9 protein-coding genes are annotated in these 13,312 nt (G+C 67.9%); 3 read left to right on the top strand and 6 right to left on the bottom strand.

Annotated features, from left to right (window positions below; translation table 11 throughout):
• Positions 1 to 35: 35 nt before the first annotated feature.
• On the bottom strand, positions 36 to 1,019 hold the full coding sequence (locus tag METUNV2_RS0102775; protein ID WP_018227994.1) for a quinone oxidoreductase family protein: 984 nt from the start codon (positions 1,017 to 1,019) through the stop codon (positions 36 to 38).
• 218 nt (positions 1,020 to 1,237) lie between these two features.
• Here METUNV2_RS0102775 and METUNV2_RS0102770 point away from each other — a divergent pair, with 218 nt between their 5' ends.
• Complete coding sequence (locus tag METUNV2_RS0102770; protein WP_026187824.1) at positions 1,238 to 2,005, top strand: ParA family protein; 768 nt, start codon at positions 1,238 to 1,240, stop codon at positions 2,003 to 2,005.
• 72 nt (positions 2,006 to 2,077) lie between these two features.
• Complete coding sequence (locus tag METUNV2_RS0102765) at positions 2,078 to 2,584, top strand: hypothetical protein (protein ID WP_018227992.1); 507 nt, start codon at positions 2,078 to 2,080, stop codon at positions 2,582 to 2,584.
• 6 nt (positions 2,585 to 2,590) lie between these two features.
• Here the strand turns inward: METUNV2_RS0102765 and METUNV2_RS0102760 are convergent, their stop codons facing one another.
• The 5 genes from METUNV2_RS0102760 to uvrD are packed head-to-tail and all read right to left on the bottom strand — an operon-like array spanning position 2,591 to position 10,369.
• Positions 2,591 to 5,773, bottom strand: a complete 3,183-nt coding sequence (locus METUNV2_RS0102760; RefSeq protein ID WP_018227991.1) for a sensor domain-containing protein — start codon at positions 5,771 to 5,773, stop codon at positions 2,591 to 2,593.
• Positions 5,770 to 6,606, bottom strand: coding sequence for a transporter substrate-binding domain-containing protein (locus tag METUNV2_RS0102755; protein WP_018227990.1), 837 nt, complete (start codon positions 6,604 to 6,606; stop codon positions 5,770 to 5,772). Before METUNV2_RS0102755 ends, METUNV2_RS0102760 begins: the two co-directional genes overlap by 4 nt.
• A 43-nt stretch (positions 6,607 to 6,649) precedes the next feature.
• On the bottom strand, positions 6,650 to 7,219 hold the full coding sequence (locus METUNV2_RS0102750; protein ID WP_018227989.1) for a poly-gamma-glutamate hydrolase family protein: 570 nt from the start codon (positions 7,217 to 7,219) through the stop codon (positions 6,650 to 6,652).
• 25 nt (positions 7,220 to 7,244) lie between these two features.
• Positions 7,245 to 8,135 carry a tetratricopeptide repeat protein gene (locus tag METUNV2_RS0102745; RefSeq protein ID WP_018227988.1) on the bottom strand — a complete coding sequence of 297 codons (891 nt, stop codon included), beginning with the start codon at positions 8,133 to 8,135 and terminating at the stop codon, positions 7,245 to 7,247.
• Positions 8,136 to 8,140: 5 nt separating this feature from the next.
• Complete coding sequence (gene uvrD, locus METUNV2_RS0102740; protein ID WP_018227987.1) at positions 8,141 to 10,369, bottom strand: DNA helicase II; 2,229 nt, start codon at positions 10,367 to 10,369, stop codon at positions 8,141 to 8,143.
• Between the two features lie 124 nt (positions 10,370 to 10,493).
• Here uvrD and leuS point away from each other — a divergent pair, with 124 nt between their 5' ends.
• Entirely contained in the window at positions 10,494 to 13,301 is a 2,808-nt protein-coding gene (gene leuS / locus METUNV2_RS0102735; RefSeq protein WP_018227986.1) for a leucine--tRNA ligase, read from the top strand.
• Positions 13,302 to 13,312 lie beyond the last annotated feature (11 nt).

The following is a 13,312-nucleotide window of genomic DNA, read 5'->3' as shown; positions in this document are numbered from 1 at the left end:
CCGACAGCGAAGCCGGCCCCTCGTCACGGCGGCAATCACTGCGGCAGCAGAATGGTCGAACCGGTGGTGCGGCGGGCCGCCAGCTCTTCATGTGCACGGGCACTCTGCTGCAACGCATGACGCTGCCGAACGTTGATCCGTATCGTGCCGTCGAGCACGCGGGCGAACAGTTCGTCGGCCGCCGCCACCAGATCGGCACGTGCGGCGATGTAGTGGAACAGCGTGGGACGGGTCAGGAAGAGCGAACCCTTCTGCGCCAGCAGCCCCGGTTCGATCGCCGGTGCCGGACCGGACGCATTGCCATAGCTCACCATCATGCCCATCGGCGCCAGGCTGTCGATGGACGCCATGAAGGTGTCGCGGCCGACGCCGTCATACACCACCCGCACGCCACGCCCGCCGGTCAGCGCACGCACCTGTGCCGGCAGATCGGCCGCTGCCACGCCGGTGAGCACGTGTTCGCAGCCATTGGCACGCGCCAGTTCCGCCTTGTCGGGCGTGCTCACGGTGCCGATCACGGTGGCACCGAGCGCGCGCGCCCACTGACAGGCGATCAGGCCGACACCGCCGGCAGCGGCGTGGATGAGCACCGCGTCGCCCGCCTCGACCCGGCAGGTGCGGCGCAGCAGGTAGTGCGCGGTCAGGCCCTTCAGCATCAGCGCGGCCGCGGTTTCGAAATCGATGCCGTCCGGCAGCGCCACCAGCTTGTCCGCCGGCATGTTGCGCGCAGTGGCGTAGGCGCCGAGCGGGCCGCTGGCGCAGGCCACGCGGTCACCCACCGCAATGCCGGTCACGTCCGGACCGAGCGCCTCGACCACACCGGCCGCCTCCTGCCCCAGTCCGCTCGGCAGCGGCAGCGGATACAGGCCACTGCGGTGATAGATATCGATGAAATTGACGCCGACCGCGTGGTTGCGCACCCGCACCTCGCCGGCCGCCGGCGGCGGCAGATCGACCGCCTCGTACTGCAGCACTTCGGGACCACCGGTGCGGTGGAAGCGGACAGCGTATTCGCTCATGGTTGCCTTCCAGGTCAGCCTTCAAGGGGATCGGCGCTGGATTCTACCGGTCATGGCGCGGCGCGGCCGCATTCAGCACGGCCGGGCCACCGCCTGCGCAGCGCGGGGCGCACGCCGTTGCCCGGGCTCGGGCGTCATCCACCTGTCCGCCGGGCGCGCTTATTGTGCACTGCACCCAAGGATTTGGCAGAATGCGTCTTTCGGTCGAGGAGCTCGTCATGCGTCGCGTCGTATTCAACCAGAAAGGTGGCGTCGGCAAGTCCACCATCACCTGCAACCTGGCGGCGATCAGCGCGGCCGAAGGCCTGCGCACACTGGTGATCGACCTCGATACCCAGGGCAACTCCAGCCACTACCTGCTGGGCGATGCGGCAGACGGCGTCGAACTGGGGGCGGCCGACTTCTTCGACCAGCTGCTCAATCTGAAGCTGTCGCCGAAGGACACCTCGGAATTCGTCACGGCCACCGCCCATCCGCGGCTGTCGGTCATGACCGCCAGCCCGCAGCTGGCCGAGCTGGAAGGCAAGCTGGAGTCGCGCTACAAGATCTACAAGCTGCGCGAGGCGCTGGAAGCGCTGGACAGCTTCGACCGCATCTACATCGACACCCCGCCGGCGCTGAACTTCTACTCGCGCTGCGCACTGATCGCGGCCGAATCGGTGCTCATCCCGTTCGACTGCGACGAGTTTTCGCGCAAGGCGCTGTACCAGCTGATCGACAACATCGAGGAAATCCGCGCCGACCACAACGCGGCGCTGAAGCTCGAAGGCATCGTGGTGAACCAGTACCAGGCGCGCTCCAGCCTGCCCGCCCGCGTGGTGCAGGAACTGCGCGACGAAGGCCTGCCGGTGCTCGACGCCACGCTGTCGCCGTCGGTCAAGGTGAAGGAATCGCACGAAGCGGCGCTGCCGCTGATCCACTTCGCGCCCGGCCACAAGCTGGCGCAGGAATTCGTCGCGCTGCACGCGCTGCTGAACCGCGCCTGAACATCGCCCCACGGCGACGGGGCAGCGAGCCGGGCGCCGAACTCTCCCCGGGGGCGCACGGTCTGAGCCGCCATGAACCGACGACTGCCCTGCCTGTTCGCGCTCGCACTGATGGCCAGCTCACCGGCCTCGGCCGACGCCGGACGCTACCGTGCGCTGATCGAACTGGACGCCGGCTGGCCACGCGGCTGTGGCAGCGCGGTGACGGTGGGCGGCTGGGACATCCGCGTCGTGCGCCAGCGTGACGGCGACGAGGTGAGCGCACGCATCGAAGTACAGCCGCCGGAGGGCAATCCGGCGCTGCCGCTGCTGGCGCGGCTGGAAGTGGAACAGTTCAGGCCGGCAGTGCTGCTGGTGTCGCGCGACGGTCTGCTGGTGCTGCCCGGCTTCGATTCGGACCGGCGGGTGGACTGGGCCACGCTGATGCGCAACTTCATGTTCTTCGGCGGCCGGCTGGTGCTGGGCGAAGTCGGCGGCGACGTCGAGATCGCGTTCAGCGGCCCGGCGTCGCGCGACGTGACCGCGCAGTACCTGAACTGCGCGGGCGATCTCACCGCGCCCTTCCGCAACGGCAGCTGACACCGCTCAGGCGGTGGCGGACGGCCGCAGGAAGCGGCGCTCGAACTCTTCGGCAGTGAGCGCCGGGGCGTACAGATAGCCCTGGCAGGCATCGCAGCCGCGCGCACGCAGCAGATCGCGCTGAGCCACGGTTTCCACCCCCTCGGCCAGCACCGACAGACCCAGCTGATGGCCCAGCGTGATGATGGTGTCCACCAGTTCGACCGCGCTGGCGTCGTCCGGCAGGTCGCACACGAAGCTGCGGTCTATCTTGAGCTTGTGTGCCGGCAAGCGCTTCAGGTAGGCGAGCGAGGAATAGCCGGTGCCGAAATCATCGATCGCCAGCCGCAGGCCCAATGCACCGATCGCTTCCAGGAACTGCTGGGCACGCTCGCCCTGTTCCATCGCGCCGGATTCAGTGACTTCCAGCTCCAGCAAGGACACCGGATAGCCGCTGTCGGCCAGCTGCTGCGCAATGCGCTGCTCCAGCCCGCCGCGGCGGATTTCCGCGACCGACAGATTGACCGCCAGCGTGACCGGCGGCAGCCCGGCTTCCAGCCAGGCGCGCCCCTGGCGCAGCGCCTGGCTGCGCACGAAATCGCCCAGCGGCACGATGAGGCCGTTGGCTTCCATGATGGGAATGAACTCGGCCGGCGTACTGTTCAGCCCGGCCGCCGGCGACAGCCGCACCAGCACCTCGGCGCCGATCAGCCGGTCGTTGGCGAGGTCGATCAGCGGCTGGTAGCGCAGTTCGAACAGTTCGCTTTCCAGCGCCCGGCGCAGGCCGGTTTCCAGCGACAGGCGCTGGGTGGCCGCGTGCGTGTATTCGTCGGAATAGAAGCGCAGCGCGTTGCGACCGCTGAGCTTGGCCTGGTACATCGCGGCGTCGGCATCGCGGATCAGATCGTCGGCGTCCTGCCCGTTGTCCGGGTACAGGCTGATGCCCATGCTGGCCTGCAGATAGATGTCCTGCCCGGACGCCAGCCGCACCGGCGCAGCCAGGCTGTCGAACACGCCCTGGGCGACCACCGCCGCTTCGGCCGGCGCGTCCACGCCTTCGAGCACCAGTACGAATTCGTCGCTGCCCTGTCGGCCCAGCGTGTCCTGCCGCCGCAGGCGGACACGCAGGCGGTGTGCCACTGCCGCCAGCACTTCGTCGCCGGCGGCATGACCCAGGCCGTCGTTGATGGTCTTGAAATTGTCCAGATCGAGAAACAGCACCGCCACCCGGGTACCGCGTCGCTGCGCCAGTTCGATCGCGTGCACCAGACGGGCGTGGATGAGCACCCGGTTGGGCAGGTCGGTCAGCGGGTCATACTGCGACAGGTGCTGCAGTTCGGCTTCGGTGCGCCGCGCCTGGGTGATGTCGGTCAGCACCAGCACCCGGTGGGTGGGCTGACCGTCGTCGTCGCGCACGCTTGCGCAAGAAAGCCAGCCGGACCACGGTTCGCCGCCGGTCCGGCGGGCCGACACCTCGCCCTGCCAGGCTTCGCCATCGCGCAGCGTGCGGTCGATGTCGGCGAACAGGGCCGCGGCGCCATCGAATACCGGCTGCGCGGCGAGCGGCCGGCCGAGCAGCGCAGCCTCGTCCAGCCCGGTCTGTTCGCAGAAGGCGTCGTTGGCCGACACCACCTCGCCCGTCAGATCGATGAGCACCACGCCGTCGCGCGTACTGCGCAGCGCGGCCGCCAGCAGGCGGGCCGACTGTTCGGCGCTGGCGCGCTCACGTTCGTCGCGCAGCCGGCGCAGCGCGAACGACAGATCCATGATGACTTCGTCGAGCAGCCGCGCCTCGTCCTCGTCGTCCGGATCGACTTCGCGCGCCAGCAGACCGAGCACCGCCACGGTATCGCCGTCAAGCTGCAGCGGCAGGCCGACATAGCCGGAGCAGCCGGCCGCCCGTGCGGCCGGGATCCAGGCGTCATCGCCATCGAAGGAGGCCAGGCGCAACAGCCGGCCATCGCGCAGCACGCGGGCAGTCAGGCTGCCACGACCGACCGAGGCCTGGCCGGACAGCAGCGCACGGTCGGCCACCGCGCCACCGGCACTGGCCTGCAACGCCAGCTGGTCGCGGGCGTCCAGCCGCATCAGCCAGGCCATGCGGTAGCCGCCGAACTCGATCGCCACCCGGCAGATGCGCTCGAACAGGTCGTCCTCGCTGGCCGCCCACACGATGGTCTGGTTCACCTGGCTCAGGAAGTTGTACAGCCGGGTCAGCGCCCGCGCATGCGCCTCGGCACGCCGTCGGGCGGTCACGTCCCAGCTCGCCCACACCACGCGGTCGGAGCCGGGCACTGGCGACACCCGGGCGTCAAACCAGAACGCGCGCCCTTCAATGTCCAGCGTGTATTCGTAGGACTGGGTGCGCTGGCGCGCCAGTGCCTGACGGATGACGGCGAGGAAGCGGCTGCTGGTTTCCGCCGGGAACACCTCGTCCAGCGTGCGGCCGACCAGGGTGTCCGGCGGTGCGGCCAGCAGCGCGCTGGCGCTGCCGAAGGATTCGAGATAGCGGCCGTTGCGGTCCATCATGAAGGCGATTTCCGGCAGGCTGTCGGCGAAGGCGCGCAGCCGGGACTCGCTGTCCAGCAGTGCATCGACCGCGATGTCGCGCCGCCGGTGCGCCACGTACAGGAAGAACAGCACCACCAGCCCGAGCACGGCCACCAGCCCGAGCGTGATCGCGTCATGCCGCTTCAGCGTCGCGCGCTGGCGGGCGAGATAGCGCAGCAGTGCCTCCTCCATCGCTACCACGCGGGCATCGATCGCACGCTGGGCGAGCAGCAGCGCACTGCCGCCGGCTTCGAAGCCATCGAGCTGGCGCTCCATGATGGCGCGTGCGTCAGCCAGCGCCGCGACATAGGCATCCACTGCCGCCGCCAGATCGCCCGGTATGCGCGCCTGGGCGGAAAACCCCGCAATGGCCCCGCTGCCCTGGCGAAGATCGCGCGCGACCGTGATGGCGCGGTCGAGGTGGGCCAGTACGCGGGTGCGCGGAATGGCGGTCTGACCGGCCAGCAGGCGTTCGGTGTCGAGCTGGGCCAGCAGTGCATAGCGGCGCGACTGCGCCAGGTTGTCACGCGCAGTGATCGCCGCCGCCAGCCCCTGGTCCCAGCGCACATGGGCATAGGTCATCAGCCCCATGCACAGGCACAGCAGCAGCGCCAGCCCGAACACCGGCGCGCCGCTGGCCATGGTGCGCGGCCCGTTCACGGCCGCGCCTCCACCGTCAGATTGCGCGGTGCGAAACCGAAACGGGCCACCAGCGCGCGGTGCTCCGCACTGCCCAGGAAGCCGGCCAGCGCCTCGTCCAGCCGGCGGGCCAGCGTCTCGTCCTCGATGCGCAGCGCGAAGGCGGGCCAGCCGGCGTCATCCTGTCCGTCGCGCTGCGGCTGCCGGAAGGGGTGGGCCGGCTCGACGCCGGTGAAGCCGGAACTGGTCAGTATGTAGCCGATGGACACGTCGGACAGCGCCAGCGCGTCGGCCCGCCCTTCGATCACTGCCACGGTTGCGCTGGTGGCGTCGCCATGCCGCTGCAGACGCACCGGCGGCACACCGGCACGGCGGGCCTGACTCATTTCGACCGCCCCATCGATCAGGGCCAGCACCGCCTCCGGATGGGCTGCCACGTCGTCCAGCCCGTGCAGGTGGAGCGGATTGCCGGCAGCCACCATCAATGCGGTCCCCACCCGCGCGGTCGGACGGGTGAAGCGGACTGCACGCGCACGCTCCGGCGTCACGAACACGCCGCTGGCGACCACCTCGGCCCGGCCGTTCATCAGGTCATGCAGCAGCTGGCCGAATTCGGCATGCACGAACTCGACCTCGCGGAAACCGGCGCGGCGGGCGACGATGCGCAGCACCTCCGGCGCCTCGCCGGTCACCCGGCCGTGGCTGTCGACGAAGGCAAAGGGCGGCTCGATGGCGTACAGCACGCGCAGGGTGCCGGCGCCGGCATCACGGGATGTGCCGGCAAGGATGACCCAGCCGAGCACAAGCGCAACGGCGGCGACCAGAAGGCCGGCGAGCACATAAGGGGTACGCATAACGGACCGCGATCAGGAAGCAGGACACCATTCTAGCGCTGCGTCATGGCGCGTCCATCAGCGCCGCACGAACGGCGGCGATGACGTCAGGTTCGCTGCGGCCGCCGCGCAGGCGGTCGCTCAGTTCCAGCTGCACGCCCGCCCCGCTGCGGCCGCGGTTGCACAGATTGAGCGGATCCAGCCCGGGATAACGGTGACCGGTGGTATGTGCGCGCACGCCGCGCAGGTGGAGCTGATCCGCAATGGCACAGGCCAGCACCCGGTCACGGCCACCGATCAGCGCACGCTCGCCGGTATCGGCCACGCCGTGCACCGCCACCACCCGCTCGCTGTCGCCGATCAGCGACAGTGCCTGCGCTTCGTCGAAGTGACGGCTGGTCAGATGCAGGGTTTCGAAGTTCAGCGCCGGCAGGCAGCCTTCGAACAGATAGAGATCGAAGTCGTCACCGGCGATGGCGCAGGCAACTTCGGAGGTGCCGCGCTCGATACGTCCGGCGTGCGGCGCGACGATGGCCACGCCGCTGCCTCTGCGCAACACGGTGATACGGAAGTCGCGTCCCTCGACGTGCCGGGCGGCCAGTTCGGCAAAGCAGCGGTAACGGTCACGATGCATGGCGTATCGGCGCGCAGCCGCCCCGCTACGGCTTGTTCAGGAACAGCTTCTCGATGCGGGCCATGCCCGGGTGGTCGCGGCCGGAGCGGCGCAGTTCGGCCAGATCCTCGCGCAGGATTCGACGGAACTCGTCGGCACCGCGCAGCGTCATGTTCGCCGCATACACCTCGCGCGCATTGCCGACCTGGCCGTTGAGCAGCAGTGCGTGCGCGTGGTTGATCTGCGCCGCCTTGAATTCGGGCGCGTCCTTCGGCACCTGCTGTACCGCGCGCAGCACTTCGTCGTAGCGACCGAGGTTGAGGCAGGCCCAGGACCAGGCCACCCACACCGAATTGTCGCGATAGCCGGCAACGATGGCCTTGTCCAGCCAGCGCGCCGCTTCGGCGTAGTCGGTCTGGCGGCCGCCACCGCTGTACTGTCCGGCCAGATGGACATAGGCGGGCGGGTAGTTCGCGTCGGCCGCACGACGCGCCCAGGCCAGCGCCAGTTCCTGCGCCAGCGGGTCGGCCTGCGCGCCGATCAGCTTGGCCAGCAGCAGCATGCCTTCGGCGTCGCCCGCCCCGGCCGCCTTCTCGTACCAGCGGCGGGCCGCCGCCGGGTCGGTCTGCACGCCGAGGCCGCTCGCATAGATCTGGCCGGCCACCACCTGCGCCCGCGGCAATCCGGCTTCGGCCGCGAGCAGCGCCCAGCGGGCGGATTCGGCGTCATCCTTGGTCAGACAGGTGCCAAAGAAATGCCAGTCCGACATCTGCAGCATGGCTTCCGGTTCGCCCTTTTCCGCCGCCGCACGCGCCTCGCTCAACGCGCTGTCGCACTCGCCACGCAGATGGGCGGTGCGCCACGGCTCAGACGCTGCGGCCGCCCCCGCCACGGACAGCGTCAGCAGGGCACAGAACAGACCGAGGCGCGGATTCATCGTCGTCAGGCCGGTGTGAGCTTGGCCACGGCCAGCGCCAGCCACTTGACGCCGTGGGCACCGAAATTGACCTGGACCCGCGCATCCGAACCCGACCCTTCAGCATTGACGATGACGCCGGCGCCGAACTTGGCGTGCGCCACCTGCTGGCCGATGCGGAAACCGCTGTCATTGACCGCAGGATTCTTGCGGCCACTGCCAAAGCTGCGCGGATTGCTGCTCGCCGGCGCCGCCGGCGCGGCGCTGCTGCCGCCGAAGCCGCCATAGCCGCGCGCGCTGGCTGGCGGCGTGAGCCACTTCATCAGTTCGGCCGGAATTTCGTCGAAGAAGCGGCTGCGCAGGTTGTAGCGGGTCTGGCCGTGCAGCATGCGCGACTGCGCGAACGACAGGTAGAGCCGGTGCCGTGCGCGGGTGATGGCCACATACATGAGCCGGCGTTCCTCCTCCAGCCCGTCGCGCTCCAGCACCGAGTTCTCGTGCGGGAACAGCCCTTCTTCAAGGCCGCCCATGAACACCACGTCAAATTCCAGCCCCTTGGCCGAATGCACGGTCATCAGCTGCACCGCCGACTGACCGGCGTCGGCCTGGTGTTCGCCCGCTTCCAGCGAGGCGTGAGACAGGAAGGCGGCGAGCGGGTCAGGTGGCGCGGCTTCGTCCTCGGCCGCGACCTGGGCATAGCCCTCTTCGGAAATGAAGTTGGCGGCGGCGTTGATGATTTCATCGAGGTTGGCGATCCGCTCCTGACCTTCCTTCTCGGTCAGGTAATGGGCGCGCAGGCCGGACAGTTCGAGCACCTGCTCGACCATTTCCGGCAGCTTCAGCCCCTCGCAGGCGAAGCGCAGCTGATCGACCAGCTTGATGAAGGCGCCGACCGACTGTGCCGCCTTGCCGGTCAGGAAATTCAGCGCGCCGTACAGACTGGTGGAATGCGCCTGCGCCGCGTCCTGCAGCTGTTCCAGCGAACGGGCGCCGATGCCGCGGGTGGGGAAGTTCACCACCCGGGTGAATGCGGTGTCGTCGTGCGGATTCGCGATCAGCCGCATGTAGGCCAGCGCGTGCTTCACCTCCTGCCGCTCGAAGAAGCGCAGGCCGCCATACACGCGAAACGGAATGCCGGCCGAGAACAGCGCGTGTTCGAGCACGCGCGACTGCGCATTGCTGCGGTAAAGCAGCGCGATGTCGTCGCGCGCGGTGCCGTCGTGGATGAGCGCCTTGATTTCCTCGACCACCCAGCGCGCTTCCTCGATGTCGTTGAAGGCCTCATAGACGCGCAGCGGCTCGCCGCTGCCGGCTTCGGTCCACAGATTCTTGCCCAGCCGCCCGCTGTTGTGCCGGATGACCGCATTGGCGGCGTCGAGGATGTTGCCGTGCGAGCGGTAGTTCTGTTCCAGCCGGATCACGTTGTCGACGTGGAACTCGCGCTCGAAGTCGCGCATGTTGCCGACCTCTGCGCCGCGGAAGCGGTAAATGCTCTGGTCGTCGTCGCCGACCGCCATCACCGCCGCCTGGCCCTCGGTGCCGAGACCGGCCAGCAGCTTGAGCCAGCGGTACTGCAGCACGTTGGTGTCCTGGAACTCGTCGACCAGGATGTGGCGGAAGCGGCGCTGGTAGTGAGCGCGTATCGGCTCGTTGCGCTGCAGAAGTTCGTGGCAGCGCAGCAGCAGCTCGGCGAAATCGACCACACCCTCGCGCTGGCACTGCATGTCGTAGGCTTCGTAGATCTGCACCCGCTTGCGCGCGAAATCATCGAAGGCTTCGACCTCGTGCGGGCGCAGGCCCTGTTCCTTGGCCGAATTGATGAAATACATCAGCTCGCGCGCCGGGAATTTCTCGTCGTCGATGTTCAGCGCCTTCAGCAGCCGCTTGATCGCCGACAGCTGGTCGGCCGAATCGAGTATCTGGAACAGCTGCGGCAGCCCGGCTTCCTTCCAGTGCGCGCGCAGCATGCGGTTGCACAGGCCGTGGAAGGTGCCTATCCAGAGGCCGCGCGCATTCATCGGCAGCATGGCGGTCAGGCGCGCCAGCATTTCCTTGGCCGCCTTGTTGGTGAAGGTGACCGCGAGAATGCCGTGCGGCGACACCTGGCCGGTGGAAATGAGCCAGGCCAGCCGGGTGGTGAGCACGCGCGTCTTGCCGGAGCCGGCACCGGCCAGGATGAGTGCGGACTGCGAGGGCAGCGTGACGGCCTGGAACTGCTGTTCGTTCAGGCCGGAAAGAAGCGGGTTGGAGGTCATGCGCACGATTCTACCGGCGCACCGGGGCGCGGTCTGCCCCGGGCGGCGGCGGTGACAGCCTATAATCGCGGGTTCGCGCCCATCCGGGCTTCCGCCCGGCGCCCAACCTTTGCCGTACCGCCTCATGCAAGAAAAACAGACGCCCGCCTATACCCCCGCCGACATCGAAGCCGCCGCCCGCGCCTACTGGGACGACAGCCAGGCCTTCAAGGCTGTCGAGGACGCCTCGAAGCCCAAGTACTACTGCCTGTCGATGTTCCCCTACCCGTCGGGCAAGCTGCACATGGGCCATGTGCGCAACTACACCATCGGCGACGTGCTGACCCGCTTCCACCGGATGCGCGGCTACAACGTGCTGCAGCCCATGGGCTGGGACGCCTTCGGCCTGCCGGCCGAGAACGCGGCGATCAAGAACGCGGTACCGCCTGCGAAATGGACGTACGACAACATCGCCTACATGAAGCAGCAGCTGCAGGCGCTGGGCTTCGCCATCGACTGGAACCGTGAGCTGGCCACCTGCCAGCCCTCGTACTACAGGTGGAACCAGTGGCTGTTCCTGCGCATGCTGGAAAAGGGCATTGCCTACAAGAAAACGCAGACGGTGAACTGGGACCCGGTGGACCAGACCGTGCTGGCCAACGAACAGGTGATCGACGGCCGCGGCTGGCGCACCGGCGCGGTGGTCGAGAAGCGCGAAATCCCCGGCTACTACCTCGGCATCACCCAGTACGCCGACGAACTGCTGGACGACCTGGACACGCTGGATGGCTGGCCTGAGCGCGTAAGAACCATGCAGGCCAACTGGATAGGCAAGAGCACCGGCGTGCGCTTCGCCTTCGGCCACGACGTCCGCGACGAGTCCGGTGCGCTGATCGGTGACGGCAAGCTGTGGGTGTTCACCACCCGTGCCGACACCATCATGGGCGTCACCTTCTGTGCGGTCGCTGCCGAACATCCGCTGGCCACCCACGCCGCACGCAACAACCCCGAACTGGCAGCCTTCATCGAGAAGTGCAAGCACGGCTCGGTGATGGAAGCCGACATGGCGACCATGGAGAAGGAAGGCCTGCCCACCGGGCTGACCGTGGTGCATCCGCTGACCGGTGAATCGGTGCCGCTGTGGGTGGGCAACTACGTGCTGATGAGCTACGGCGACGGCGCGGTGATGGCGGTGCCGGCGCACGACGAACGCGACTTCGGCTTCGCGAAGAAGTACGACCTGCCGATCAGGCAGGTGATCGCTACACGCCACCATTTTGACCTTCTGAGAGACCTCGCCGTAGTCGAACGCGACCACGCAACTCCGGCCGGCTTCTCGTTCCAAGACTTATTGTCTCAACATGGTCCAGAACGAGCGCTGACCATGATTGAGGATCGAGTTAGTGACGACGCGTATGCGGAATTTGACTATGTGGCGGCGAAGTGGGCCGAGTACAGACCAGAAGACCAGCTTCCACTGACGGACAACGAAGCCACCGTCTGCATCAACTCTGGTCCTTACGATGGCTTGGCTTACGCCGCAGCGGTCGATGCGGTCGCCACAGACCTGGCTAGCAAGGGCGGCGAGAAGAAGGTGCAGTGGCGCCTGCGCGACTGGGGCGTGTCGCGCCAGCGCTACTGGGGCTGCCCGATTCCCATCATCCACTGCGACCACTGCGGTGACGTGCCGGTGCCGGACGACCAGCTGCCGGTGGTGCTGCCGGAAGACTGCATTCCGGACGGCTCGGGCAACCCGCTGCTCAAGCGCGACGACTTCATCAACGTGGCCTGCCCGAAGTGCGGCGCCGCGGCGAAGCGCGAAACCGACACCATGGACACCTTCGTCGATTCGAGCTGGTACTACGCCCGCTACTGCTCGGTCGGCAACGACGGCGCGATGCTGGACGAACGCGCCAACTACTGGATGCAGGTGGACCAGTACATCGGCGGCATCGAACACGCCATCCTGCACCTGCTGTATTCGCGCTTCTGGTCCAAGGTGATGCGCGACATGGGCCTGATGACCGTGAAGGAACCGTTCGCCCGGCTGCTCACCCAGGGCATGGTGCTGAACCACGCCTGGCTGCACAAGCCGGAAGGCGGCGGCAAGAATTACTACTGGGAAAGCGATGTAGACGTCCAGCGCGACGCCAAGGGCCAGATCACCGGCGGCCGGCTGAAGGCCGACGGCACCGTGCTTGAGCACGAGCTGACCACCATGTCGAAGTCGAAGAACAACGGCGTGGACCCGCAGGCGCTGATCGACCAGTACGGCGCCGACACCGCCCGTTTCTTCATGATGTTCGCCAGCCCGCCGGAACAGACGCTGGAATGGAACGACGCCGGCGTCGAAGGTGCGCACCGCTTCCTGAAGCGGGTGTGGAACTTCGCCCAGGATTACAACGCGGAACTGCGCGCCCGCGTGCCCGCCACGTCGACGCTGGGCAGTGCCAAGCTGCCGGCAGCGCTGGCCGACCTGCGCCGCGAACTGCATCTGGTGCTGAAGCAGGCGAGCTACGACCTGGCCAAGCAGCAGTTCAACACGGTGGCCTCCGGCTGCATGAAGATGCTCAACGCACTGGAAAAGGCGCCGCGCGACGGCAGCGACGCTGCAGAGGTGATCGGCGAAGGCCTGTCCATGCTGCTGCGCGTGCTGTCGCCGATCTGCCCGCACATCACGCACGCGCTGTGGCGCGACTGCGGTTTCGGCGACGACATCCTGAATTCCGACTGGCCGGAAGCGGCCGAGTCGGCGCTGGTGCAGGACGAGGTCGAACTGATGCTGCAGGTGAATGGCAAGCTGCGCGGCAGCCTGCGCGTGGCCGCCGACGCACCGAAGGACGCGATCGAAGCGGCCGCACTGGCGAACGAGGCGGCGCAGAAATTCATGGAAGGCAAGCCGGCAAAGAAGGTGGTGGTGGTGCCCGGCCGTCTGGTCAACATTGTGTGCTGAGGCAGGAGAAC

Origin of the sequence: Methyloversatilis universalis EHg5, from assembly GCF_000378945.1 — a bacterium.
Lineage (GTDB): Bacteria > Pseudomonadota > Gammaproteobacteria > Burkholderiales > Rhodocyclaceae > Methyloversatilis > Methyloversatilis universalis_A.
Note: the sequence above shows the minus strand (reverse complement) of the source record. Positions and strands in the feature narration are given on the sequence as shown.